Origin of the sequence: Affinundibacterium macrobrachii, assembly GCF_014652415.1 — a bacterium.
GTDB classification, from domain to species: Bacteria; Pseudomonadota; Gammaproteobacteria; order Burkholderiales; family Burkholderiaceae_D; genus Undibacterium; species Undibacterium macrobrachii.
The window spans coordinates 27,386-53,227 of record NZ_BMYT01000002.1 but is presented as its reverse complement, the minus strand read 5'-3'; the positions used below and the strand labels follow the sequence as shown (position 1 = coordinate 53,227).

Below are 25,842 nucleotides of genomic sequence, written 5' to 3'. Positions count from 1 at the left end.
GTGAATGGATGCGGAAAGCACCAAGTTAATGGTTAAGCGCTTGTTGCTCTAATTTACCTAAAACCCGAAAACACAAATAGACACTAGCAATTCCGAACAACACTACGCCAAGTCCGTAACCAGCAATCACACCACGCGCACCAAACCATAGGCCACCAAACCAAACGAATGGAATGACGCCTAGTGTGGATCGACCCCAATTTAGCATGGTCGAGTACAAGGGATAACCTAGATTATTAAATGCTGCATTGGCGACGAATAAGCTACCGTTAAATAGAAAACTGCCTGCAACAAAAACACAAAAGAACACAATCACGTCAGCGGCAACGCCTTGCGCATCGAAGGCGCGTGCAATCAGGTGACTAAAGATTGCTAATAAAAACCAGACAATCAGGACGTAGATGAGCGTTAATTTCAAACTATCGCGCATGGTGGAGCGTAAGCGGTCAAAGCGTTTGGCTCCAAGATTTTGTCCCAAGATTGGGCCGACCGCACCAGATAACGCAAATAGCCCAGCAAACGCCATCGGAATTAAACGCGAAACAACCGCCCAACCAGCTACTGCTTGATCGCCATACTTCGCAATCATGGAGGTGACTGCCGCATTCCCAACAGGGGTGGCAACGTTTGTTAAGATTGCAGGAATGCCGATAGTGGCGAAGGCTTTTGCTCCGCGACGAAAAACCGCTGGCTTTGGCTTGCTATAAAAACGATGGCTTAAAAAGATGCTGTATGCACCAATACTGACTAAAACAAGGCGCGCTAATACATTCGCAAAAGCAGCGCCATCTAAGCCAAGATTCAAGCTAAAGATAAACAAAGGATCGAGGATTGCAGTTGCGAAAGCGGCTCCCAAAGTCACGTACATCGCACCTTTGCCATCACCTAGCGCACGCAATAAGGCGCTTAAGCCCATGCCGACACTAATTAACGGAATTGACGGCAGTACGAGTTGGCAAAAGCGTTTGGCAAGCAATGCAGTTTCTGATTGCGCACCGAGTAGCGTGAGTAAGCTGTCGAGCAAGGGGTAGGTAATGATGGTAAGGAATACTGAAATGACAGCAATTAAAATCAAGGATGTGCCAGCAAACTGGCGCGCTAATTCATTGTCACCGCTGCCGATGGCGCGCGATACGGTTGCGGTGGTCGCAATCGATAAGCCAATTGCAATTGACGTATGAAAAAATAGTAGCGTGCTTGCATAACCTATCGCTGCGGCGAGTTCAGGCTTGCCCAACTGGGAAATGTAGAGCAGGTTTAATACGTCGACTAAAAATACGGCAATTAAACCTATCGAACCAGTCGCAGTCATATTAATGACATGGCGCATGGTTGAGCCTTGTACAAATTTTCCGTGTATCGTTGGGGTACTGGTCATGACATCATCTGCCTACACAACATGAAGTCGCCAGTGTAACGGATTAATCCAATATTGTTGTTTGGACGGGCGGAATCACGCCTTCTTTGCGTCCTTTTGAAACGGCTTGGTTGATGCGATTGAGTAAAGCTTGATTGTGGGGATTGATGCGCATGGCAAAATGGTTATTTACAATCGCAATTGGTTTAGGTAAGACACAAAAATTCGTTTGATTGGCTGCGTCTGTCGTCTTGTTGAGTGCCGCATATTTTTGATTGAGGGATGCTTGCATATCGCGTTGATTTCCGGTGACGCCATACCAAACGATCGCATCCATGCGTTTTGCCATCAGCTTTTTTAAGCGAGAGATGCCGGCACCGACGTCGTCTTCAACCCTAAATAAAACACCCATTTGCCGATCAAAATCTTCACCAGCGCTGGTGCCGCGCACGATGCCGATGAGTTTCCCCTTGAGGTCTTGAATGCTATCAAATTTGAATGTTGTATCGCATCTGGTAATTAACCAGTTGCCGTTGGCATTGATAGGTTCTGAAAATGTATAGCGTTGCGCACGATCCTTGGTGTAGGACATTCCCATTAACAAGATATCTTGGTGTAGGGCGTTATCCAGCGCACGTTTCCATGGAACTCGTTTGACTTCAAAACGAATGTGGAGCGACTTTTCTATGTAATTGAGTAAATCACGACTGGTTTTGTTGAGCGCGAGAGGTTTGCCATCTTTATCAAATTCTTCGATGGTTTGTAGCTGCACAATTTCTTGGGCATGTGAGAGACCGCTAAGATGCAAACTTAGTACGACGATGCAGCAGCGAAGAACGGTCTGGAAACTCATAGCACTTAAGTCTCGGATTTGATAATTGATTGTAGCAAAGCAGCTGACATTGCCAACTATTTGTCTGCATAAATATCGTATAAATCATTTTGATGTTGCTTATCCGTCGGTTTTTAAGATTGGTTAGATTTTTTGTTATGCTGCTTAATGATGTTGAATCCGAGTATTGAGAATGTGTGCTTTCGATCGAATTGATCGATCTGATCAAAATAGAAGTAATCAAATTGCAGCAAAACGAATGTAAATCGACGCAACTAATTGCAGTACTTGCGTGTCTAATCAAACTAACTTAAGTTCCGACCAATGCTCTTTATTTTGCCTAAAGGACTTCTTATGCCATCGTCGTTATCATCCAAATTTGTGTTGAACGTGATCTCTGCCAGCATCGTCTTGTGCAGCGGCACGTTCGCTTCCTCCTTGCAGGCACAAGTTGCTACTGCGCCAGTATCGAACGCGGCTGGCGCCGCCAGTTTTTCGGCACAGACTATGGGGATGAAGAAACACAGCGGTTTGTTTGATATTTGGACTAGCCAAGAGCAAGCGAAAGTACTGATGGCCGTACCACAATCAGATAAGCCGTTCTTGTTGGTGACTTCACTTCCATTTGGTTTGGGATCGAATGATGTTGGCTTAGACCGAGGACAAGCAGGTCGAAGTAAATTAGTTAAATTCGAACGCCATGGCAAACGTTTATTTTTGGTACAAGAAAATACGCGTTTCGTCGCAGAGTCAACTAATCCTGATGAGCGTGCCTCGGTACGCGAAGCTTTTGCAGGTGCAGTGCTGTGGGCTGGCGATATCATCGCAACTGAAAATAACACCAACCTAATCGACTTCTCTTCGTTCCTGATCGCGGATCGACACGGCGTCGCCGATGTACTTAGCCGCACGCGTCAAGGAAATTACATGGTTGACGACAAGCGCAGTGCGGTACTAAGTCAGCAAGCGAAGAGTTTTCCTGATAATACTGAACTGGAAGCTTTACTCACTTTTGCTGGGCAGGGTGAGGGACAGTTTGTACGCCAAGTTGCCGCCGATCCAAAAAGTTTGCGAGTGCACCAACATGTTAGCTTGATTCGTCTGCCGGAAGGATACAATCCACGCGTCTATCACCCAGGTTCAGGTGGTTTAGATAGCGAACAAATGGATTTTGCAACGCCGTTAGCAGATAGTATTAATGTGCAGTGGCAGGTCAGATATCGTTTAGAGAAAACCGATCCAAACGCCGCAATTAGCACGGTGAAAAAACCAATTATTTATTATCTAGATCGCGGTGCACCAGAGCCAGTGCGTACCGCATTGTTGGAGGGGGCGCGTTGGTGGACTAGTGCGTTTGAAAAAGCGGGCTTTAAAGATGCTTATCGGGTCGAGTTATTACCCGAAGGTGTAGATCCTATGGATGTTCGCTACAACACCATTATGTGGGTACATCGGGCGACACGTGGTTGGTCTTATGGGAATGCGGTAACTGATCCGCGTACCGGTGAGATTATTAAGGGAGCGGTAACACTAGGATCGCAACGTGTGCGACAAGACATTTTGATCGCTGAGAGTTTGCTTGCGCCTTATGGCAAATCCACTAGCGCCGAAAAAAAACAAGCAGCTGAACAGATGGCGTTGGCGCGCTTGCGCCAGTTGTCCGCGCATGAAGTTGGACACACCTTGGGTATCGCACATAACTTTGCACCTAGTCGTCATGGCAATGGCTCAGTGATGGATTACCCGCATCCTATGCTGTGCTTAAACAGCAAAGGCGAAGTAGAACTGAAAAACGCTTATGGTGTTGGTGTCGGACCTTGGGATGATTTTGTCGTTAAGCATTTGTACGCAACTTTCCCAGGACAAGATGAAGATGCTGCATTGGCTAGCTTACGCGAGAAAGCGAAGGCGCAAGGTTTGCAATATGTTTCGGATACAGATTCGCGCGCGGCTGGCGCAGCACATCCAAATGGATTGCTGTGGGATTTTGGCGCTGATTCCTTAAAAACCTACGATCAATTAATGCAGGTGCGGCAACGTGCCTTAGATAATTTTTCTTTGGCGGTATTGCCGCCGCAACGACAAGTGGGTGAACTCGAAGCTCGCTTAGTTCCTGTGTATTTACTGCATCGTTATCAAACCGAAGCGGTAGCGCGATTAATTGGTGGAGCGGAATATGAATATGGCCTAGCAAGCGATGCGAATGCAGGAAGAATTACCGCAGGTACCAAACCTGTTGCGGCTAGCATCCAACGACAAGCTTTACAAAAACTGATTGATAGCTTGCGCGCCGAGAATTTGGCGCTGCCAGCAAATGTGCTCAATATTTTGACACCACCTTCAGAAGGTTATAGTCGTACGCCGGAGTATTTTTCGGGGCGCATGAATATCGTGTTCGATGCGCTGTCGGCGGTCGAAGCCGGTGCTGCGCAGAGTAGTTTGTTTTTATTCGACGCTGCGCGCATCAATCGTTTAGCGTGGCAACATGCAATTGATTCGCAACAGTTAGGTGTGCGTGAGCTGTTCCAACAAGTATTTAAACAAACTTGGCAGCGTAACGAAGTCGCTGCAAAGGCAGTGGCCGCGGATACGGTACAACTCGCTTCTAATTGGGTGATTCTTGATGCCGTATTAAATTTAATTGATGGCGGTCGACTGCATCCGCAAGTGCAGGCAGAGGTGCGTCAAAGCCTTACCGAATTGGCACAATGGATGCAAAAGAATCCTGGCAAGGGAAGTACTGCAAGTAGTCGTCAACAAGCAGCTGACATGGTGTTGAATTATTTACGCGATCCCGCAAGTATCAAATTGCGCCCATTGCCACCAATTCCACCTGGCGCACCCATTTAATTAGCTCGTGCGAGGGACCAATTGCCGACTAGTGATTCGTTAACTTCGAGCGTAGAATGGTGTTCATCAATCTACGCTGGAGTAGCAATATGCACTTAATACAATTGGTCTACGCAAGTCGTTTGGTGGGCGATGAATCGGTACTGCATTCTATTCATAGTCATGCGGTTAGAAACAATACGGCGCATGTAATCACAGGTAAACTTTTGTACTGCAGTGGTCGATTTTTGCAAGTGCTAGAAGGAGAGCCTGCGCAAGTTCATCGTACGTTTGAGCATATCAAAGCGGATCCACGTCATAGTGATGTCACGCTATTGATGGAGCAAGCCATTAGTGAACGCGCCTACGCACATTGGAATATGGGCTTTCGGCATGTGCAAGAGCAGGAGCTTGAGCAATATCCCGCGTATAAAGCCTATTTTAAAGATGATTTTTCCGCGTTACAAATACAGCCCTTGATCGCCTTGGAAATTATCAATACCTTCGTTTAGCTTGGTTTAATTTTCGAGCTTAATTCTGGAGCTTAAAAATAAGTTTCATCAAAATTGGTGCGCGCAAGTATTTTGGCTGCGTTTGATTTTCTGCGCTTTTTGAATAAGGCTCGATGTATAGCGAACTTGAGACGATTCCGTTGATAGTCTTGCAGCCCTTTGAATACTTCCGACAGCTTGAGCTGTTGTCGCAAGATTTCATATTCTAAATTGGGAATTTGCGTGATTGTGTGCCAAGTTATTTTGGTCACGTTGTCGAAATAGAGTTCGCCGAATGGCTCTTGACTTGGCGTCGCTTGGCTGGCAATTGCTTGTGGAGCGCTATTGTAAAGCTTATGTAAATTGCCTAATCCAAAATCGACAATATAGGTTTGATTTACTAAGCAGCTCAGGTGGCCAGCCAATTGGCCTGCTTGGATGTAATCACGATGCCCCAAAAATATACGCTGATTCCCGCTCTCCATCTTCGCATAACATTCGACTAGCCGCACTTCATAGTTCATTGACTGTAAAACTTGCTGCAGAAGTTGATTAATAAAAAGGCAGCAGCGCCCGTATTCGTCGAATAGACCAAGATAGTCGAAATCGGTGACGAGCTGGGTCAGATCTTCGGATAATTGCCCAGGCGGTAGTTGATTAATGAAAATATTCTGCATAGCGATGAGTTAGATTGAAACTTCACTAGGCAGGTTAGTTGCCATATCGAATGATTTCAAAAACTATTACATCTCTTTACAGTTGATACAAAAATTTAGTGATAAGTGGTGCTTGCCACTATAAATCTTTTCCCGTACTCATCATTTAAGAAAAAGGCAATTCTGTTTGATTTCATCTAGTCGCTATTGCGCTGTGCAATTTAGAGAATCTCACCTAGCTAAATCGTCGCCATTTAGGCTGAGCTTGTGTATTCTTATTCGATCTTGTTTTTTACATAGGCTCAGGTATGGCTAACGCACATTTTCCTCATTTGCTCGAACCATTGGATTTAGGCTTCACTCAATTGCGCAATCGCGTGATGATGGGATCTATGCATACCGGTTTAGAAGATCGTTTCTATCACTACGGAAAATTAGCCGCGTATTTTAGAGAGCGTGCGCGCGGTGGTGTGGGCTTGATCGTGACCGGTGGAATCTCGCCGAATCGACGTGGTTGGTTGTTGCCATTTGGCGGCACCATGAATAGTTTGGGTGACATTTTCAATCATCGCAAAGTGACGCGCGCAGTTCACGAAGAGGGCGGCAAGATCGTGATGCAGATTCTGCATTCTGGTCGTTATGGCTATCAACCATTCATCGTTTCTGCTTCCGATAAAAAAGCGCCCATTTCCAAATTCAAACCGAAAGCTTTAAGCGAAGCGGGCATAGAAAGCACGATTCGTGACTATGTACGCTGCGCTAAATTGGCGCAAAAATCTGGGTATGATGGTGTGGAAATCATGGGCAGTGAAGGGTATTTGCTGAATCAATTCTTGTGCGTACGCACTAATCACCGAACTGACCGTTGGGGTGGTTCAATTGAAAATCGCATGCGCTTGCCAGTAGAGATTGTGCGTCGTGTGCGAGCCGCGGTAGGTCCCAATTTTATTATTATGTATCGTCATTCGATTCTCGATTTGGTTGAAGGTGGCAATAGTTGGGACGAAGTGGTTGCGGTCGCACAGGCTTTAGAAAAAGTCGGTGTAACTTTATTTAATACAGGGATTGGTTGGCATGAAGCACGCGTGCCAACTATCGTTACATCGGTTCCTCGTGCTGCTTTTGCCGCCGTGTCTGGTCGTTTAAAGCAAGCGGTTTCTATTCCCGTCATTGCGTCTAATCGTATTAATATGCCAGCGCAGGCTGAAGAGATTATCGCCAGTGGTACCGCCGATATGGTGTCAATGGCGCGACCATTTTTGGCAGATCCTGAATTCGTCAACAAGGCGGCAGCAGGTCGGGTTGATGAGATCAATACTTGTATCGCTTGTAATCAAGCTTGTCTAGACCATACTTTCTCAAATCAACGTGCGAGCTGTTTGGTCAACCCACGTGCTGCGCATGAAACGGAATTACAGTATTTAAAAAAATCAGTATCGAAACGTGTCGCTGTGGTTGGTGCTGGACCTGCCGGTTTGTCTGCTGCAACAGTGGCAGCATCTTGTGGGCATGATGTTAGTTTGTTTGATAGCTCTGACAGCATTGGTGGTCAGTTTAAGATCGCGATGCAAATTCCCGGCAAAGAAGAATTTAAAGAGACTTTGCGTTACTTCACCAAACGTTTAGAGGTGACCGGCGTTAAGCTTCATCTGGGTAAGCGTGTAACACGTGAAGAGTTGTTGGCGCAAGGTTTCGACCACATTATCGTTGCCACTGGCATTACGCCTCGCACACCGCGTATCGAAGGGATCAATCATCCCAAAGTGCTATCTTATTTAGATGTGTTGTTACACAAAAAAGCGGTTGGTAAAAAAGTGGCGATCATTGGTGCTGGTGGTATTGGATTTGATGTTGCGGAGTATTTGTTACATGATCCTGCAACGCCCTTGCCAATTCCCTTGTCGACCTGGCTAGGTGAATGGGGTATTGATTTACAAGCAAAACAAAATGGTGGTTTGATCAAGCCAGAAGAAGCACATCCAATTCGTGATATCTATTTGTTGCAGCGTAAAGCAAGTAAAGTAGGTGCTGGTTTGGGTAAGACTTCAGGATGGGTACATCGCGCTACTTTGCAGCGGAATCATGTTCAAATGCTAGCGGGTGTTGATTATCAAAAAATCGACGACCAAGGTTTGCACATTAGCGTTGGTGGAAAAAACCAAGTGCTGGATGTGGATCATGTGATTCTATGTGCAGGTCAAGAATCCTTGACTGAACTTATGCCAGTGCAAACCAGTGAGACTGGGCCGCGGTTTCATAAGATTGGTGGCGCTGCTTTAGCTTCCGAATTAGATGCGAAACGGGCGATCAAAGAAGGCGCTGAGTTAGCAGCTTCTTTGTAATTTGATCGTGATTTCAGGTTGAAAAAAAAGCCAGTCGTCGACTGGCTTTTTTATTGCAGAAAATTCGGTGAATTATTTTGCAGATGCTTCAGTAGCTGCTGCCGCTTTGACCTCAGGCTCTTTGAATTTACCACCGCTGGCATTGACCATGTGTACAACTGCGCGTGCAACTTCAACTTCGTCCAAATCTGGATTGCCGCCTTTTGCTGGCATGCCACGGATACCTTCAATCGCATGTTTCAATACAGTATCGTAACCTTGTGCAATACGTGGACCCCAGCCAGCAGCATCACCTAACTTCGGTGCGCCAGCAGCGCCAGTGCCGTGGCAAGCTGCACATGCGGCTTTGTAAACAGCTTCACCAGTTTGCAATACTTTTGGTGCATTTGCATCTAATAAAGTGAAACCTTCATTGGCAACTGGGCTAATTCTTGCGGCAATCGCTTCTGGTGTTTGCGCGTTTGAACCTGCGCCAACTGTATCGTCACTAGCAACAAATTTCACTAGCAAAACAATAATCATAATAGGAACTATAAATCCAGCAAGAACGGCAACGATCAGTTGCTTAGGCGTCTTAATCGCTGATTCGTGTTCGTCGTGGGCGTCGCTCATGGTTTCCTCGATACAAAAATAATGTGAAGTTTGCTCTTAGTATGACAAATCATACCAAGCGTAAAACATCAGATTATAGAGCTAAAGCCAGTGTTTTGGAATGAAAAATAGGGTTTTGCAGCATTGGAGTCGGTTCATTTAAAGAATATATCCACAAAATAGGCAAGAATTGCTCAAGAGCTGCGGGGTAAATTGGGGTAGAATACGCGCCTATTTTTGTATTTCTCATAGCGCCAGTAGCTCAGATGGATAGAGTACAGCCCTCCGAAGGCTGGGGTCGCACGTTCGAATCGTGTCTGGCGCGCCACTAGTCTCATCTCGACGACATCTCACTATTTTTCTTGCAAAGTTTTTCTTAGTGTCACTTAGTTAATGACGCATTGAAAGCGATGCATATGACTCCAGAAGTGGTTACGTTAACCCTCTCGCAACACACGGTATTCATTTATTCATTAGGGAAGTCCGATGGTGCTGAATATTCGCGCAAGTCACTAAACTTTTCGTGATTCGTTCCGATAATCACTATATGGGTCAATCCGCACAAATTTTTAATTAGTCATTAAGTATTGGGGAAGATAATGAGCATCAATCAAATTAGCTCGGCGGTCTCGCGTATTGCTGGCGTTGCGGCTGTTGTTGGGGCTTCTTCTACCGCAGAGTCGCGCGTAGCGACAAAAGACACAGGGAAATCAGCAGATGTTAAAGCGCCTTTGGTAGCTGATGCATCGAATCCAATTAGCGATGCAGAATTGAAAAAATCGGTAGAAATAGTGAATCGATTTTTAAACGCTAATAACAGCGTCAATTTAAATGTCGACCAAGAGACCGGTAAAGTTTTAGTCCAGATTGTTGATAAAGAAACGAATACTGTTATCCGTCAAATTCCTTCGAGAGAGGTAATCGAGATGGCAAAAGATCTCGATAAAAAAAATGGCATGTTCATCCGTGAACAAGCTTAATAAGCTTGATTGAACTTTTTTGCGCTTAGCTTTGAATTTTGTATCCTTAAACAGGTGAATGGTGATCTTGTTAGATAACCCATATCTACAATTTGCATTGCAACGGAAGTCGATAAGATCCGCGCGCGGTTTAACTACTTGCTGTTGTGGCCATAATAGCCAGTACCGTAAGTATCCTGAGTAAAAACAATCTTTTTACAAATCCGAACCAACATTCAAATCTACATTCAAAACTTGCCTAGCCTTGCCTTGCATTTAATCGAATGCGACTGTACTCGCCGCTTTACTCACAAAAAAATGCAATAAGTTTAATCACTATTAAATTTTTCAAACGATTTGTCCGCTAGCTTTGCGGCAGAAACTCAAAATAGTTGCTATTCTTCGGCTTCATTCGATTTTGCCTGATGATTTGGGCGAATTTTTATAGCGACAACTGCGTCATGACAGAACCATCTCATAGCTTAGACCCACAAGATTGGACCAGCCTGCGTGCTGAAGGACATCGTATGCTCGATGATATGATCGATTACATCGAAGGCATTCGTGAGCGACCCGTTTGGCAAAATATTCCCGAGCAAGTTAGAGGCAAGTTTCAGCAAAACTTGCCTAAGCAATCGAGTGACTTGGCACAAGTGCATCAACGTTTTATGCAAGATGTATTGCCGTATGCGGTGGGGAATTCACATCCAAGATTTATGGGCTGGGTGCAAGGCGGTGGTACCCCGGTCGGTATGTTGGCAGAAATGTTAGCCGCTGGTTTGAACGCCAATTTGGGTGGTCGTGATCAAATGCCGATTGAGGTGGAAAATCAAGTAACGCAGTGGATGCGTGAGTTATTTCAGTTTCCATCCACCGCGAGCGGACTTTTCGTAACGGGTACCTCGATTGCTAACTTTATTGCTGTGTTAGTTGCGCGTACCAAGGCTTTGGGTTTGGCCAGCCGTAGGACAGGCATTGCAAACAGCGAAAAAAATCTGGTTGCTTATGCATCGGTTGGTGCGCATGCTTGTGTGTCACAGGCGATTGATATGGCAGGTATTGGAATCGATGCCTTACGTTTGATTCCAGTTAACCCAGATTTCTCGATGGATTTGCAGCAATTGGAACAACAGATTGAAGCCGATCGTGCTGCTGGTTTGTCACCTTTCCTCATCGCCGGCACCGCAGGCACGGTCGACGTTGGTGCGATTGATGATTTAGATGCGATTGCGACGCTTGCGCAGCGACATGGACTATGGTTTCATATTGACGGTGCTTACGGTGCTCTAGCGATGTTGTCCGACGCAATTGCGCCGCGCCTAAAAGGGATTGAACGTGCTGACTCGATTGCGTTTGATTTTCACAAGTGGGCGCAGGTGCAATACGACGCAGGTTATATTTTGGTTCGAGATGGTCAAGCCCATTTCGACACCTTTGCTACGCCTACCAGTTATTTGAAACGTGAAACTCGCGGTATTGCTGCTGGTGAGCGTTGGCCTTGTGATTTTGGTCCTGATTTGTCGCGCGGCTTTCGTGCATTAAAAGCCTGGTTCACGATTCAGGTTTATGGCGTTGAACGCTTAGGACAGATGATTGAACACACCTGTGCATTGGCACAGCGCTTGCAGCAGCGGATAAGAAATGAACCTAAATTAGAATTGTTAGCGCCAGTGAACTTGAATATTGTTTGTTTTCGCTACCGAGATAGTGAGCTCGATTTGGATGCATTGAATCGTGACATTGTTTTTGAATTGCATGAATCAGGTATTGCCGCACCTTCCACCACCAAAGTGAATGGACACTTGGCGATACGTGCAGCGCTTGTGAACCATCGTACGCGTGAAGAAGACATCCATCAAATGTTGGATGCGGTTCTGCGATTTGGTGGGCAGTTGAGTCAGCTTCCCAAGCCTTGAGGAGTTGAAGCTGCTTCTTCTAATTAAACTGTAGATTTACCAAGCATAAGCCTTGCTGTCGTGTGACCTTGACAGCTGAATCAAAATAAGGGTAATTGCTCGTCGTTTTTTTCTTCGCAAAGACTAATTCCCAATCCAATTAGACGCACGGGTAATTGCTTACGCTGGTAGCCGATTTGCAACAGATCAGCGAATACTTGCTGATCTAGTTGATTCGCGCGACACTCCACAGTGGTTTGTTTGAAATCATTGAAGCGGATTTTGATATTCAATTTGTGTATTAGATTAGCGCTACCTGTACGTTCCACTTGTTTTTGCAATGAAGCGTACAGCACTGGTAACTCTGCGATGCAATGCTGAAAATCAAGCAAGTCGTGCGTGTATGTTTCTTCGATGCTGACGGATTTTCTGGCATGACTTGACACTACTGCCCGTTCATCAATGCCGCGACACAGCGAAAATAAACTCGCTCCCAGTTTACCAAATTGCTTTAACAAATCTGGTAACGACCATTGCAATAAATCCTCGCAAGTGCGAATGCCAAGTTGGTGTAGCTTATTCGCAGTGACTTTACCAACGCCAAATAAACGCGCAACCTCAAGTTGTTTGACGAATCCTTCCACCTGCTCAGGCAAAATCACATACATGCCGTCTGGCTTATTCCAGTCACTAGCAATTTTGGCGAGAAACTTGTTAGGCGCTACGCCTGCGGATACGGTGATACCGACATCAGCAAATACACGCTGTCGTATTTCTTGAGCGATACGGGTGGCACTTCCATGTAATTGTTTGGCACTACTGACATCGAGATAAGCTTCATCTAAGGACAACGGCTCTACGAGTTCGGTGTAATCGCGGTAAATATCAAGAATTTTGCGTGAAGCAAGGCGATATTTTTCCATGTTCGGCCGCATCACGACAAGATCAGGGCAGCGCTTTAAAGCTTGTGAGGTAGGCATTGCAGAGCGCACCCCGAACTTGCGCGCGACGTAATTACAGGTTGCGATAACACCACGTTGATCAGCTTGTCCACCAATCGCTAACGGTAATTCACGTAAACGAGGATCATCGCGCATTTCCACAGACGCGTAGAAACAGTCACAATCGCAGTGAATAATTTTGCGCTGAGCGGGTTTCATAGGATCGGTTAAGGCACTGTTTATTTATCCAGTATTTTAACCGATCGTCGAGATTTTCAATACTTGTAGCCAAAGCCAAACGTCACCAAGCTGTTGGTGCGTTTGAAGTTATTGCTGGGTTTGCTGGTGTAGCTGACCGCTGCGCTCGCATTGAGTGTCCAACCGTTTGCAACGACCGTCGCTAAACTGACATCGAAGGTACCGCGTGTACCAATATCCGAACTACCAGGATAAATTGCTAAGCGCTGTTTGACACTAGAGGTATTACTGAGTTTGTGCGTTGATTCTTCACCGAGCAAAAATTCAACACCTTTTTTGCTTGAGGGGGACGGTGGTATGGTGGTCCCAAAGCGTGTATTCGAATAACCAAGACCCGTGAATAAATCAAATGAAGTGTCTTCGGTTTTGATCAACTTAAAACCCGCACCCGTATTGAACGAGTAACGGGAGTCAATGTTCTGGATTTTATTGGTTTCAAGCTCACTACCACCAAAGAAGAAACTATTGGCAGACATATTGTAGTCATATCGACCACCAATACGTAGTAACTGTGCTGTGTTGGTTTTTACTTTATTGACTGTGTTACTGCCGTAATTTATGACGGAATAGAGACCTAACTTATCTTCCATAGTCGCCTTGGTTCCATTCGCACTTAAGTTGAATGTTTGAGCGACATTGTTGCTTGATGCGTAACTTCCACCAATCGCGATACCACCATGCCATTGATTATCTTGTAAGGTTTGAGCGCTAATGAGTTGACTGAACGAGAGGCTACAAAAAGCAATTGCGAGAGCGTAATGCGATTGACGCAGATGGATTTGAAACATGAAAAAGATCCTAAAATAAAGCCGAATTAAAGCTAAAGGCGGTCGATTATATAACTCAATTGTGACCGTGTATTTTTACTGCTGAGTTGGCAATGCCTAACGCTAGCGAATTTGATCTGGTTGACAGATGATAGCGATCGAACTTAGGACAGTGCTCATGTAAGTAAGTTCGATGGATGTGATTGCAGATAAATGCCAGCCTTGTTGGCTGGATTTTTTATAAGAAGTGGGAATAAGCAGCATTAGATAGATTTGTTTGAAGCATGCTTCGCAACTATTTTGTGATAGCATGAATTTTCTATGTCAAATTGATATAACAATGGGTGACACGATGACGACCTATTTCAAAATCTTATTCAGCCTAGCTTGTTTGAGTTTGGCAGCATGTGATCGTTTGGGTATTCCCGATCCTGCCAAAGAAGCCGCAATACTTGAAGCTGATGCGCGCGCCACGGGTAGTGCATGTCGACATGCTGGACGTGGCATTGAAGATTGTTACGCCTTGAATCCGCAGGCAGCTCGTGCCGCAGTTTATGCGGGCTGGAAAGAAATGAACGACTACATGCGCGAAAATAATATCGCTGAGGTTAAACCTAGCGTCGAAGTCGCGGCAAGTGCGGCTTCTGAGGAGGCAGCTTCTGCATCCGCCTCAGCATCTGCTTCTGCCAGTGCGCACTGAAGATTTTGAATTAAGATCTCGAAAAGAAATTTGATTGAATAGAAGGAATTTTATGCATCCGAACGCACAATTGATCGCACAGTTTTATCAGGCTTTTCAACGCTTAGATGCCGAGGCAATGTGCGCATGTTATACCGACGATATTCAATTCTCTGATCCGGTTTTCACAGACTTGCGCGGTGTGCAAGCAGGAAATATGTGGCGCATGTTAACCGCACGGGCACAGGATTTTTCTTTGGTGTTTGATTCGATAGAAGCCAACGATCTTGAAGGCAGTGCGCATTGGGTCGCTAGCTATAGTTTTAGTCAAACAGGACGTTTCATTGTGAACGATATTCACGCTAAATTTGAATTCCGTGATGGAAAAATTTGCCGTCATCGCGATCATTTCGATCTGTGGAAATGGAGTCAACAAGCGATGGGGGTGAAGGGTTTGCTATTAGGCGGATTACCATTTGTTCAGAATAAGATTCGCGCGCAAGCCGCGAAGAATTTGCAGAAGTTCTCGTCGAAATAGTTAAGTATTTTTTTATTCTATGTATTAGTTGGTACTTGATGGCAAGCTAAACCAAAACAAACTACCTTTTCCAACTTCACTTTCGAAGCCAATCTCGCCGCCCATTTTTTCAACAAAGGATTTTGCAATATTGAGGCCCAATCCAGTGCCTCCTTGTTGTCGTGTGCTTGAGCCATCGGCTTGGGCAAATTTAGAAAATATTTTGTCGCGGAACTCAAGCGGAATTCCCGCACCGCGATCTTCCACTTCCACACGCCAGAGACTTTGCTCTTTAATCAGACGAACTTCGACAAACGCCGATTTCGGTGAGAATTTAGCAGCATTCGATAAGAGGTTGGCGAAGACTTGCATGACGCGTTGCGGATCGCCCTGAACACGCGCTGCTTGAGTTGGCTCTTGAAAGCGGTAACTCACTTCTAGTGCCGCCGCATAATTGCTGGTTGATTCAATCGCTTGCTGCGTGAGTAGAATTAAATCGATCACCTCTGATTTGAATTCCATTTTGCCGGATACCAATTTCTCCATATCGAGCAAATCGTTGACCAGACTACCTAAACGCTGGCTGTTTCTATGTGCGATTTGAATTAAATGTTGGATCTTGGGTGAAAGATTTCCAGCAGCGCCATGTTCAAGTAAACCTAAGGCACCACGAATTGAAGTCAGCGGAGTGCGTAGTTCGTGACTGACAACGGAAATGAATTCGGCTTTGACACGATCCGCATTTTTTTGTGCGGTGAGATCAAGTACAAATCCTACCCACTCAAATCGAGAGCCTTCGAGTTGCGCGAGCCCAACCATCACTGGCACTTTACTGCCGTCAGATCGACTTAATTCAGCTTCGAATGGTTCTGCATGTCCGTGCTCTTGCAATTCTTTGAGCGCTGCTTGGTGCGCTTGGTGATAGGCTGGCGATGTCAATTGCAGCCATTGTACTTGTTTGCTCAACAGTTCATGTCGTTCGACGCCGAGTAGATCGAGTAACACGTCGTTGGCGAGCGTTAACTGCCCACTCATATCGCCTTGAAAGATGCCGATCATGCTCGAATTAATTAAGCGGCGCAATCGTGATTCACTTAGTTTGAGTGCATCCAACATTTGTGATTTATCTTGCACGGCTTGTTCAGCTAGTGCTAGTGCATCGACTAATTCATTTTCCGCTTTTTTCATGGCACTGATGTCGCGCACACTAAAAACCCGTCCGACCAAACGATCACGCAGATACTCTGGTTTGGATACTGAAATAAAATGCCGCCCATCTAATAAACTGAGATGATCTTCGCTCTCTGATTCGGGATTTTCCTCCAGATATCTTAACCTCGCAGTAAACGAATCGGCATCGCATAAACAAGTCTGCACGTGAGCCATCATTGCTGCTTCATCGCGCGTCACAATCAAATCATCACTGAGCCCCCACATCGTGCTGAAGCGGCGATTTAGATTGACCACTTTACCGTGTAAGTCAACAGAGAGAATCCCTTCGGCAGTCGCCTCTAAGGAACTTTGTAATTGCGAAGCAAGTTGAATTTGTTCTTGCACAATGTGTCGACGTGCAGTGAGATCTTCTGCTTGAATCAACCAACAATGCGTTTCGCCATCTTGAAAAGCCGATACACGCTTCTCGATGGGAAGCGCTACGCCATCTGCTGTTAGCCATTCGCTTTCCGCTATCCGTTGCCCGCTCAACGGTGGATTCGCACTAATATCATCCCAAAAAAAGAGGTCCTGCAAGGCACATTCGATGTTTGATAATGCTTGACCCAGAAGCTCATCACGCGTGCGGCCTAAAAGTTCGCAGCTCTTTTGATTTAATTCGAGAATGACTAAATCACCCGCAGATACCACGACCAAAGCTTGATCGACATGCTGCAGGATATGCTGCAATACATGCTGACTAAGCGAGGTGAACGTGGTCGAGGTCATATTGCTCATGCCTTACCAGCTTGCGATTGGTTGCCAGATTGTTTTGCTGAAGAGTCGAAATAATAATTGACGCGTTTCCGCGGATTTAAGTAATCGAAAATCGCTTTTGGTAACAGTCCTGGGCGTATGCTTGCACTAATGGATAGATCGCTTCCTTCTTCGGCAAGGTCTAAAATAATCGCATCTTCTTTCGGGATATCTGCGTCATAGACCAATACGCGAGGTCGCAATGGCTTCCCGATATTCACGTTCATTACCAAACCTATCGCTTCATTCGAAAGTCGCACGATGGTGCCAGGTGGATAGACACCTAAACTCTTAATCATGGTGGCCATCACTGCAGGGTCAAACTGCGCGCGTCGGTGCGCGTACATGGTTGATAGTGCTTCGTGTGGCGTTAGTGATTGGTTGGGATCGATATGATTGCAGAGATTGTCGTACACATTCGCTATCGTGACGATTCTTGTTGGCATCCGAATCGCATCTGCTTTGAGTTTTTTTGGATAGCCACTGCCGTCTAGATGTTCATGATGGCTTTCGATTACTTCTAAAACGATATTCGGTAGGCCGGCTTTTTTGCCGACCTCTACACCATATTGAGGATGCAGTTCGAAGAAATTTTGTTCTGGTTTGGTCAGTGCTTCTGTTTTATTTAGAATTTTTTCTGGCACATTCACTTTGCCCAAATCATGGAACAAAGCGGCTAAGCCGACCGATTTGATTTGCGCCTCGGTGCATTTCATTTCACTTGCCAGCATCATCGCTAACACCGAGACATTTAGCGTATGAAAATACAACTCTTCATTGGCGCCCGTCTGCTGAATCAAATGCATTACCGTGTCATTTGAATTGAGAAATATCTCAGCAACGCTATCAACTAATTTATTCGCTTCCTTAATGGTTTGCTCTGGCTGTGAGAATATTGTTTTGTTGATGCCTTTTACCACCGTCGCCGCTTCAACAAATTTTGCTTCACAACGTGCTAGTTCTTCTCGCTGCTTAGTTAATTTTTCAAATCTTGCGCGTTTCGCCTCAATGATATTGTTGAAAACTTGTGCGGTTGGAGGAAGATTGTTTGTGGTCGATTTGCCTGCGACATTTGGGTTGCTTGGCGCATTTACCTGCAATAAGTCCGATTTGGAAGGGAAGTAGCGTACATGCTTCAATTTCAGCGCGTGTAGCTCGTTGAGCTGATCTTGATTGGTGATCTTAAACGAACTCATAGGAAACGAATGCTCGAACCAGCTCAAATCGAGCTTAATGAACATGCCAATTTTGAGTTGATCAATCGCGATCAGTTTTGCGTCATCAGACATTCTATTTTTTCATCGATAAATTCGGTAGTTTGAATGGATCACTTTTGTGGGCAATTTTTTCGATGCGCACTTCCTCATGCCGTGATATGCATTGAATCTTTGTCAAAGCGATCCATCCTTGTTACTGAACAGGCTTACTTTGATCAGCTTGCTTCGCTTTAAGAACGATATTTCTGACATCGCTAAGTAATTGTTTTGCGTCATAAATAATACCGTCTTTAATCGTGTATTTTACGCCACCAACCTGATTTACTTTGCCAGTTTTATCGAGACGCATATGACCTGTGCCATATAAAACTTTGAAGTTCGCTAAAGGGTTCTCGTCCAAGATCGCTAGATCAGCTAATTTACCAGCTTCGATACTGCCTATGCTTTGTTGCATACCGAGCGCTTCCGCGCCAGACAGTGTCGCTGCTTTCATGACTTCGAGCGGGTGAAAACCAGCTTCGCGCAATAGCTCTAGTTCTTCGATGGTGCCAAAACCATACACTTTATAAATGTAGCCAGAATCAGAGCCTACTGTCACACGACCGCCACGATTTTTGTATTCGTTGACGAATCGCATCCATAGGCGGTAATTTTCTTTCCAAGCGACTTCTTCTTCGGTTCCCCAATCGAAAAAGAAGGAGCCATGTGAATCTGGATTGGCGGTGAAGAATTTCGTTAAACTTGGCAGTGCATAGGCATCCTGCCAATCCGCGCGGCGAGCGCGCATGACATCTCGTGTTGCTTGATAAATCGTGAAGGTAGGATCGATCGTAAAATCAAGTTTGAGCAATTCATCCATCACCGCATTCCATTTGGCGCTACCAGGTTTTGCCGCTTGCGCCCACAAGCGTCCAGCTTGTCCAAAGCGTTGTTGTTCGTTTTGATAATTGTAATCTGCTGGATAGTCTTGTACCGTTTGCCCATCAAACAAGGCCTCAGGTAAACCATACCAATGCTCCATTGTGGTCAATCCCCAGCGAGCCGTGTTCAGAACATTAACCCGTGCAACATCGATTTGGGCGTGGTGACATGCCGAGCGCATGCCTTGTTTTTTGATTTCATCTAAAGCGGCTTGCAAGATATCTGGACGATAACCAAAACATTTCAAGCCATCGGCACCTTGCTTTTTCATTTCACGCACCCAAGCACGCGCTTGTTCGGGTTCGGTAAACGCGGTCTTTTGACCTTGTCCAAAATATGGATAGGCGAGAATTCTAGGTGCAGTGATTTGATTATCGGCGCTGCGCTTTTTTTCATTCAAACAAAACGCTAAACCATTACCACAAGACGGATCGCGAATTGTGGTGATGCCATGCCCTAGCCATAGCTTGTAGACGTATTCTGCTGGCGTACCTTGTTCGCTGCCGCCAATATGCCCATGCATATCCACAATGCCCGGCATCACGTAATGCCCCGCAAGATTTAACTCTTTACCACCCTCTTTTAATTTTGGACGACCACTACGAACAGTCGAAGTCGGCGTACCAACGATCGCGACTTGTGTAATCTTGTTACCTTCAATCACGATATCCGCTGGACCAAACGCAGGTGCACCAGTACCATTGATCACGGTAACTTCTCGCAAGATCAATTGAGAATAGGGACCTTGCCCTTCTTGACGCGCTGGAGCGGGCGTGACTTGGAAATGATTGGTATCGGCTAAAGCGAACTTGATGTTTAGCAGACAGGCAAATAAGAAGGTGTATTGGTAGATTTTTTTCGTATTCATGATGAAATCCTAAGATCACAACATCTATGTTCGAGACTGGTTATTTAGCTCGAATATTGAGTATCAAACATAAGTCCGCTTTCATCAAGCAATACACTTGCGATTTGTGGAAATTTGATCAAAGCGTGTCGCGATTGTTAGCGTATTCGAGGTTGAACAGCTGATGTGGAAAAAATTGATAAATATTGGCATGTAAAAAAGGCCGCATACATTTCTGTTTGCGGCCTTTTTTTGCTTATTTTTTACCTAGATGTTTATCTAAGAATTTTTCAACGCGACTCCAGAAATCAATATTGTTGTCTAAGCGACGCCAGCCATGTCCCTCATCTTTGTACACGACCCATTCGACTTCTTTGTTATGATCTTTGATCGCATCATAAAACTTGGTTCCATGTACCAAAGGTACGCGGTAATCCGCTGCACCATAAGCCAACAGCAAAGGATTTTTCAAGCGAGCGGCTTGTTCTAATGGTGAAGTAGCTTTGAGCTGTGCAGCATCTTTTTCTTGGTCGCCAATCAAGAATGGCATGCCATATTTTTGCCATTGTTCAGAATTGTCACTCCAAGAAACATCGTATAAGAGATTGATATCAGAGACACCAACCCAACTAATGCCACAACGATACAAATCGGGGTTACGAATGAGACCCATCAAAGTCGCATAGCCACCATAGCTGGCACCAGCGATACATACGCGGTTAGGATCGGCATAGCCTTGATCGATTGCCCATTGACGCGCATCGTCAAGGTCGTCTTGCATTTTTAATCCCCATTGCTTCCAGCCAGATTGGAATAACTTCTTGCCGTAACCTTCACTGCCACGGAAATCTGGTTCGATCACTGCATAGCCGCGAGATGCTAACAGTTGAACTTGTGGGTTCCAACCCCATGAACCGCCACGTACATAGGGGCCACCATGAACCATCACAATTAAGGGTAAATTTTTGCCGTTGGAATTGCGTGGTAAGGTAATGTAGCTCGGTATCTCTAAGCCATCACGTGCCTTAATTCTGACAAAATTTTTGTAAGACATTTGACGTTCATCGATTTCTGGGCGGCTCATTCCTAACGGTGATAATTTTCCGCTAACCGTGTTGTAGATAAACGATAAGCCAGGGATCGTGTCGGAGAAAGAATTGATTTGTACGATTTCCCCACTATTGCGTGGAGTAGTAATGCGGTTGATGGTATTTGGCAGCAGAGCGTCTACCTTTTCCTGAATTTTCTGAATGTTCTCATCTAACCAAGTCGTACCTTGAGCATCGGTTTCATAGCGTACACCGATCAGTTTGTTTTTTGATTTGCTAAAAATCAGGCTTCCATTAAAGTCAAATCCGCTAAGTTCAACTAATGGGGTGGAAATAATGCGATTGTTTTCTAAGTCGTATTTGTAGACGGATTTCGTATCATTACCATTGTGTGAGACCACATAGAGACTTCCATCTGGACCGATGGTCAAAGGGGAGAAGCCATCTTCATTGACGTTATCAAATTCAGTTAGTGTGCGCCAGGTATCATTTTTAGGATCTTTGTAAAGAATCGCAGTTTGTTTTTCGATGCGACGGACGGCAATGCGAAGTTCTCCTTGATAGTCCATCAAGAAGCCACTGGTATTGAGAGGACTATTAATTCCTGTCATCACACCATCAACGGTATTGACGCGCATTAAAGTGGCAGATGGGTTCTTCCGCGTGCCACTTCCTTGAATCACGAAGATATCATTGGAGTCCGGCGTTCCAACGACGCTATAGAATTGGTAGCGAGCACCTAGTACACGAAATTTTGCACTACCTGTGCTGGTACGTTCGATGATTTCACGTTCATTTTTACCATCGATATCGATGGCGATCAGACCCGGTCCCATTCTTTGCTGGCCCGCAGCAAGTTGACGATCACCCATGCTATAAACGACGCGATGATTATTAACCCAAGAAACACTAGTGATGTCGAGATTTGAGTATCTCGCAATCACCTGTAATTTATTCGTCGCGGTGTCCATGATGGTCAGCGCTAAGCGCTGATCTGGTCCAGCCAAGAGGATGGCGACATGCTTGCCGTCGGGCGCTAAGCTCGCTCCGCCGAAATTATCTAGTTTAAAAAAACTTTCGATGGCTGGAACAGCTTTGGTTTCTGCTTGTGCAATCGAACTGTAGCAAAGGCAGGCTGCAATCAAGAGGTATTTCCAATTTGGTTTTTTCATATGAAGTTCCTGATTTTTTATTTGATGAATGCTTAAAAAAATCCCTTTTGAGAAAAATAAGCATTTATATTCATACGGTGTAAGCACAAACGCCCCGTTGCCGGGGCGTTTGATTGTGCTAATTAAGCCTTATTCAGGCTTAACTTTTACTGAGAGCAAACTTAGTTGAACTTATAGTTCGCGCTCAATGTGAAGTAACGACCACGGTTGTTATGTAAACCTGTGTTGTAGCCAGATGTCACATATGCTGGGTCATACGGTGCTTTGGAGTCGAAAATATTGGCGATGTTGATAGACAGGCCTAAATTTTTGAAACCAGTGTAGGTGTAACCCAAACCAACTGTTGTCCAATCTGGTACTTTGCAGCTTTCTTCGAATTCTTCAAAACGTGGGTTAGAAGTATTGCGATTTGGCACTGCATCTGTTGCCTTTCTTGTGCCGTAATGGCAGAACTCTGCTGGATAAATTGTTCCAGCATCGCGATTGCGCATTAAGGAAACACTGCCAACGTAAGCGATAGATCCAGAAACGCTATGTGGGCCTTGTGACCAATTGGTTGACAAACCACCTTTGAAACGTGGTGTGTCTGGACCGCTGCTCAAATTCCAGTCATACAAACCTGGGCGTTTGCCAGCTACATTGTTCTCGATGTCACCGAGAACTTGCGCGATCTTGTAAGAGATTTGGTAAGAACCGCGGAACGTGGAGGATAAATTACCCCAAGTACCTAAGTTATTACGCATACGCATTTCAAAATCGAGACCAGTAACTTCGGTCGCGCCTTGGTTAATCCATGGCAATTTTACTGACAGCAATGGACCTGTACCTGGAACTGGAACGCCATCTTTTGTTACCCAGTTAACTGGATTTGGATCACGTACGATGTTCTGTGGGAAGCGATCTTCATCTTTCAAGGCTTGGAATTCACTACCCAACATGACTTCGCCTTCTTTACGGATCTTGTACCAATCCACTAACACGTCAAAGTTACGTGTAGGTGAGAAAATCAAACCGAAAGAATAGCTTTTTGCTGTTTCTGGTTTCAGATCAGGATTGGCACCGCCAGTACCAGATGCGGATTTGGAGCAGTCAGCTGCTGTCGCATTTGGTTTTGGTGTTTGTTCATCATCTTCACAACGTTTTGGATCCCACAAACCACTCAAGAAGAACTGAGAGCCACCTGGTAAAACCTGAACCAATGCTGGTGCACGGAAGCCTTCTGCATAAGTTCCGCGGAAAGACAGACTACTGTTGACATTCCATTTGGCACCAACTTTAGGTACGAAGTTGACCTTGATACCTGGGTATTTATCAAAACGGCCTGCGAAATCCATTTCGAAGTTTTTCAGGAATGGTGTGCGCAATTCGATAAATGCAGAAGATACTTTACGGCTACCATCGATAACAGAGTTGGATAAGCCCAAGATATTGCCTGATGCTAAATCGGTATCTGGTGTCAAAACGATACGTTCTTCGCGGAACTCAACACCGGTTGCCAAGCCAATTGCACCACCACCCAATTTCCCGAATTCAGTCGTTGCTTTCGCATCCCACTGCATGATTTCTGCACTACCGTTGTTTTTAACATTCTTTGTCAAAGTTGGATCTTTGAACAGTTCTGCCATTGACGTGCCGGTATTGATCTTCTTTAAAGTTGGAATATAGAAGAAATTATCATACTCTTGCAAACGCTCTGAGCGATTCCACAAGACCGCAGTTTCCCAATCAAACCCATAATTGGAACCCTTCAAACCAGCTAATGCACGCGCATTTTCGTTCGTCGTGGTTTGTGTGCGCAATTTATCTTCCAAGCGTACAGATACCGAAGCACGTGCGGTTGGAAATGGATTGTCTGGGTGGCCAATCGGCAAGATGATCTGAAATGGATCAGCGATGCCTGTAGATTTGAAATTGGTTGTTTGTCCTGTGCCTAGAGTAGCACCAGCGCCAGTATATGGGCGCTCGGATTTGGTATAAGCAACTTCTGCAAATGCGCTGACGTTTTCGGTAATTTTTAAGCTACCTACACCCATCATGCTCAAGTCGGTTGCTTCACCTTGTGCTTCGCTATATAGGTCAGCGTTGTAGTTACAAACTGTACGACCAAACAAAATACTTGTTGGGGCGATAGCTTCACGTGCACCTAAAGTTAATTTTTGAGAGTCAGGGCAGCTCATATCTGTGATCAGATTGGTTGCCATTGTCGCTCGTGTCACACCGAAGTTGCGGCTACCTGGTGCTGTTTCTTTATAAATCCATGGATATTTAGAAACAGTGCTGGAATATGGAGACGCATAGCGACCATTCATAATCAAATATTTGTCATATTCGATATCGGTCACGTCAGCACGTGCGACGCGATCGCGCTTGGAGTAATCAACTGCGAAGAAGGCATTGTAGCCATTGCTTTCGAAGTCACCCATGCCAAAAGTCGCATTGGCGCGTTTACGGCCAAATTTGCCATCGTCGTTGGCTGCAATATTGACGCCGCCTTCTGCACCACGGAAGTTACGCTTTGTGATGAAGTTAATAACGCCGCCGATCGCGTCGGATCCGTATACAGCAGATGCGCCGTCTTTGAAAATTTCAACACGTTCAATCGCGCTCAAAGGAATACTGTTTAAGTCATACAGTGTTGAGTTGCCATTGTTTGGATCGGCATAAGCCGATGGTGTCATACGGCGACCGTTCAACAAGATCAAGGTTGAAGTAGAGCCCAAGCCGCGCAATGATGCCGTAGAAACACCTGCAGCAAAAGTGCCACCAGTTAAATCTTGATTAATATCAGAGCCCATTGATGGGACTTGCTTCATCAATTCAGCGATATTACCTGCACCACTCTCAGCAATTTCTTTCGCTGTGATTGTTTGAATTGGGGATGTGCCTTCTTTATCAACACGCTTGATGTTGGAGCCAGTAACCGTAATTTTTTGTACGACTGGCTCGCTAGCTGTTTGCTGCGCGAAGACAACTTGTGACGACGCTAAAGTTAGCGCCACAGCAATAACGCTGCGTTTTAAAGTGAATTGACTAGCCAAGATTTACTCCTCGATGTGTTTTATTGAGTTTCTACACGATTGTGGCGTGTTTGCTGTTCTTTCCGATCGATTTATTTTTACAGACAAGTATCTGAAAGAAGCATTTACGAATTCTACAAATTTAATGATATTAATAAGTAAATTGAATTACAAAAACAAAAATTTGCCCAAGTAATGCGAAATAAAGCTAAACATCATTTATGTAAATTCATAAACCGCTGAGAATTATCGCAACGATCTTAGTTTGAAGGGGTAATTTGTGGTCTCAAGACGACATCTTTGAAAACATTTCCAAGGTTTCTTTATTTTTTTTGATAAATAATATTTTTAATTTGATTATTTTTTTAATTAAAGATTGCATATGTCTATAATTTTGTAAAGAAATTTTTATTTTTTTTTGCATTTTAAGAAAGAGAAACTATTTTAAACTTTTATTAAAATAATTTGTCGATGGCAAAGATTGATAGGAAGGAAGAATCGGAAGGATAGAGAAAAGGTCTCGTCGTTAAGCGAAGT

18 protein-coding genes and 1 tRNA gene are annotated in these 25,842 nt (G+C 44.9%); 8 read left to right on the top strand and 11 right to left on the bottom strand.

All coding sequences use genetic code 11. The features are described from left to right. Positions 1 to 25 precede the first annotated feature (25 nt). Positions 26 to 1,378: an MATE family efflux transporter gene (locus tag IE103_RS06105; RefSeq protein WP_189345172.1), complete on the bottom strand. Its 1,353-nt coding sequence runs from the start codon at positions 1,376 to 1,378 to the stop codon at positions 26 to 28. Positions 1,379 to 1,421: 43 nt separating this feature from the next. Continuing rightward, positions 1,422 to 2,210, bottom strand: coding sequence for a substrate-binding periplasmic protein (locus IE103_RS06100; RefSeq protein WP_189345171.1), 789 nt, complete (start codon positions 2,208 to 2,210; stop codon positions 1,422 to 1,424). Between the two features lie 333 nt (positions 2,211 to 2,543). Here IE103_RS06100 and IE103_RS06095 point away from each other — a divergent pair, with 333 nt between their 5' ends. Both IE103_RS06095 and IE103_RS06090 read left to right on the top strand, forming a co-directional pair. Next, positions 2,544 to 5,039, top strand: coding sequence for a zinc-dependent metalloprotease (locus IE103_RS06095; RefSeq protein ID WP_189345170.1), 2,496 nt, complete (start codon positions 2,544 to 2,546; stop codon positions 5,037 to 5,039). An 89-nt stretch (positions 5,040 to 5,128) separates the two neighbouring features. Further along, a complete protein-coding gene (locus IE103_RS06090; RefSeq protein ID WP_189345169.1) occupies positions 5,129 to 5,530 on the top strand; it encodes a BLUF domain-containing protein in 402 nt (133 codons plus the stop codon). A gap of 32 nt (positions 5,531 to 5,562) precedes the next feature. On the opposite strand, the gene IE103_RS06085 is transcribed toward IE103_RS06090, so the two are convergent. Next, the gene (locus IE103_RS06085) at positions 5,563 to 6,186 is read right to left on the bottom strand and encodes a hypothetical protein (RefSeq protein WP_189345168.1); all 624 of its coding nucleotides are present in this window, start codon (positions 6,184 to 6,186) and stop codon (positions 5,563 to 5,565) included. A 287-nt stretch (positions 6,187 to 6,473) separates the two neighbouring features. Here IE103_RS06085 and IE103_RS06080 point away from each other — a divergent pair, with 287 nt between their 5' ends. After that, entirely contained in the window at positions 6,474 to 8,507 is a 2,034-nt protein-coding gene (locus IE103_RS06080; protein WP_189345167.1) for an NADPH-dependent 2,4-dienoyl-CoA reductase, read from the top strand. Positions 8,508 to 8,579: 72 nt separating this feature from the next. Here the strand turns inward: IE103_RS06080 and IE103_RS06075 are convergent, their stop codons facing one another. Further along, positions 8,580 to 9,119 (bottom strand): c-type cytochrome, encoded by a 540-nt coding sequence (locus tag IE103_RS06075; protein ID WP_189345166.1) that lies wholly within the window; start codon positions 9,117 to 9,119, stop codon positions 8,580 to 8,582. Between the two features lie 230 nt (positions 9,120 to 9,349). Between IE103_RS06075 and IE103_RS06070 the strand changes: the two genes are divergently transcribed. From IE103_RS06070 to IE103_RS06060, 3 genes are all read left to right on the top strand, one after another. Further along, a tRNA-Arg gene (locus IE103_RS06070) sits at positions 9,350 to 9,426 on the top strand. 271 nt (positions 9,427 to 9,697) lie between these two features. Continuing rightward, on the top strand, positions 9,698 to 10,078 hold the full coding sequence (locus IE103_RS06065; RefSeq protein ID WP_189345165.1) for a flagellar protein FlaG: 381 nt from the start codon (positions 9,698 to 9,700) through the stop codon (positions 10,076 to 10,078). A gap of 440 nt (positions 10,079 to 10,518) precedes the next feature. Continuing rightward, positions 10,519 to 11,973: a pyridoxal phosphate-dependent decarboxylase family protein gene (locus IE103_RS06060; protein ID WP_189345164.1), complete on the top strand. Its 1,455-nt coding sequence runs from the start codon at positions 10,519 to 10,521 to the stop codon at positions 11,971 to 11,973. 80 nt (positions 11,974 to 12,053) lie between these two features. On the opposite strand, the gene dinB is transcribed toward IE103_RS06060, so the two are convergent. Then, the gene (dinB, locus tag IE103_RS06055; protein ID WP_189345163.1) at positions 12,054 to 13,112 is read right to left on the bottom strand and encodes a DNA polymerase IV; all 1,059 of its coding nucleotides are present in this window, start codon (positions 13,110 to 13,112) and stop codon (positions 12,054 to 12,056) included. A gap of 56 nt (positions 13,113 to 13,168) precedes the next feature. After that, on the bottom strand, positions 13,169 to 13,939 hold the full coding sequence (locus IE103_RS06050; protein ID WP_189345162.1) for a DUF481 domain-containing protein: 771 nt from the start codon (positions 13,937 to 13,939) through the stop codon (positions 13,169 to 13,171). A gap of 331 nt (positions 13,940 to 14,270) precedes the next feature. Between IE103_RS06050 and IE103_RS06045 the strand changes: the two genes are divergently transcribed. Together IE103_RS06045 and IE103_RS06040 are read left to right on the top strand one after the other, a co-directional pair. Then, positions 14,271 to 14,618 (top strand): hypothetical protein, encoded by a 348-nt coding sequence (locus IE103_RS06045; protein ID WP_229827129.1) that lies wholly within the window; start codon positions 14,271 to 14,273, stop codon positions 14,616 to 14,618. Positions 14,619 to 14,670: 52 nt separating this feature from the next. Continuing rightward, positions 14,671 to 15,135 carry a nuclear transport factor 2 family protein gene (locus tag IE103_RS06040; protein WP_189345161.1) on the top strand — a complete coding sequence of 155 codons (465 nt, stop codon included), beginning with the start codon at positions 14,671 to 14,673 and terminating at the stop codon, positions 15,133 to 15,135. Between the two features lie 24 nt (positions 15,136 to 15,159). Here IE103_RS06040 and IE103_RS06035 read toward each other — a convergent pair whose 3' ends face one another. The 5 genes from IE103_RS06035 to IE103_RS06015 form a co-directional block, all read right to left on the bottom strand. Next, complete coding sequence (locus tag IE103_RS06035; RefSeq protein WP_189345160.1) at positions 15,160 to 17,064, bottom strand: PAS domain S-box protein; 1,905 nt, start codon at positions 17,062 to 17,064, stop codon at positions 15,160 to 15,162. Continuing rightward, positions 17,061 to 18,371: an HD-GYP domain-containing protein gene (locus IE103_RS06030; protein WP_189345159.1), complete on the bottom strand. Its 1,311-nt coding sequence runs from the start codon at positions 18,369 to 18,371 to the stop codon at positions 17,061 to 17,063. The genes IE103_RS06035 and IE103_RS06030 overlap by 4 nt, the downstream gene beginning before the upstream one ends. Positions 18,372 to 18,492: 121 nt before the next feature. Then, the gene (locus tag IE103_RS06025; RefSeq protein WP_189345158.1) at positions 18,493 to 20,088 is read right to left on the bottom strand and encodes an amidohydrolase family protein; all 1,596 of its coding nucleotides are present in this window, start codon (positions 20,086 to 20,088) and stop codon (positions 18,493 to 18,495) included. A 235-nt stretch (positions 20,089 to 20,323) separates the two neighbouring features. After that, positions 20,324 to 22,288 (bottom strand): S9 family peptidase, encoded by a 1,965-nt coding sequence (locus tag IE103_RS06020; protein ID WP_189345157.1) that lies wholly within the window; start codon positions 22,286 to 22,288, stop codon positions 20,324 to 20,326. 161 nt (positions 22,289 to 22,449) lie between these two features. Then, positions 22,450 to 25,326, bottom strand: a complete 2,877-nt coding sequence (locus tag IE103_RS06015) for a TonB-dependent receptor (protein ID WP_189345156.1) — start codon at positions 25,324 to 25,326, stop codon at positions 22,450 to 22,452. Positions 25,327 to 25,842 lie beyond the last annotated feature (516 nt).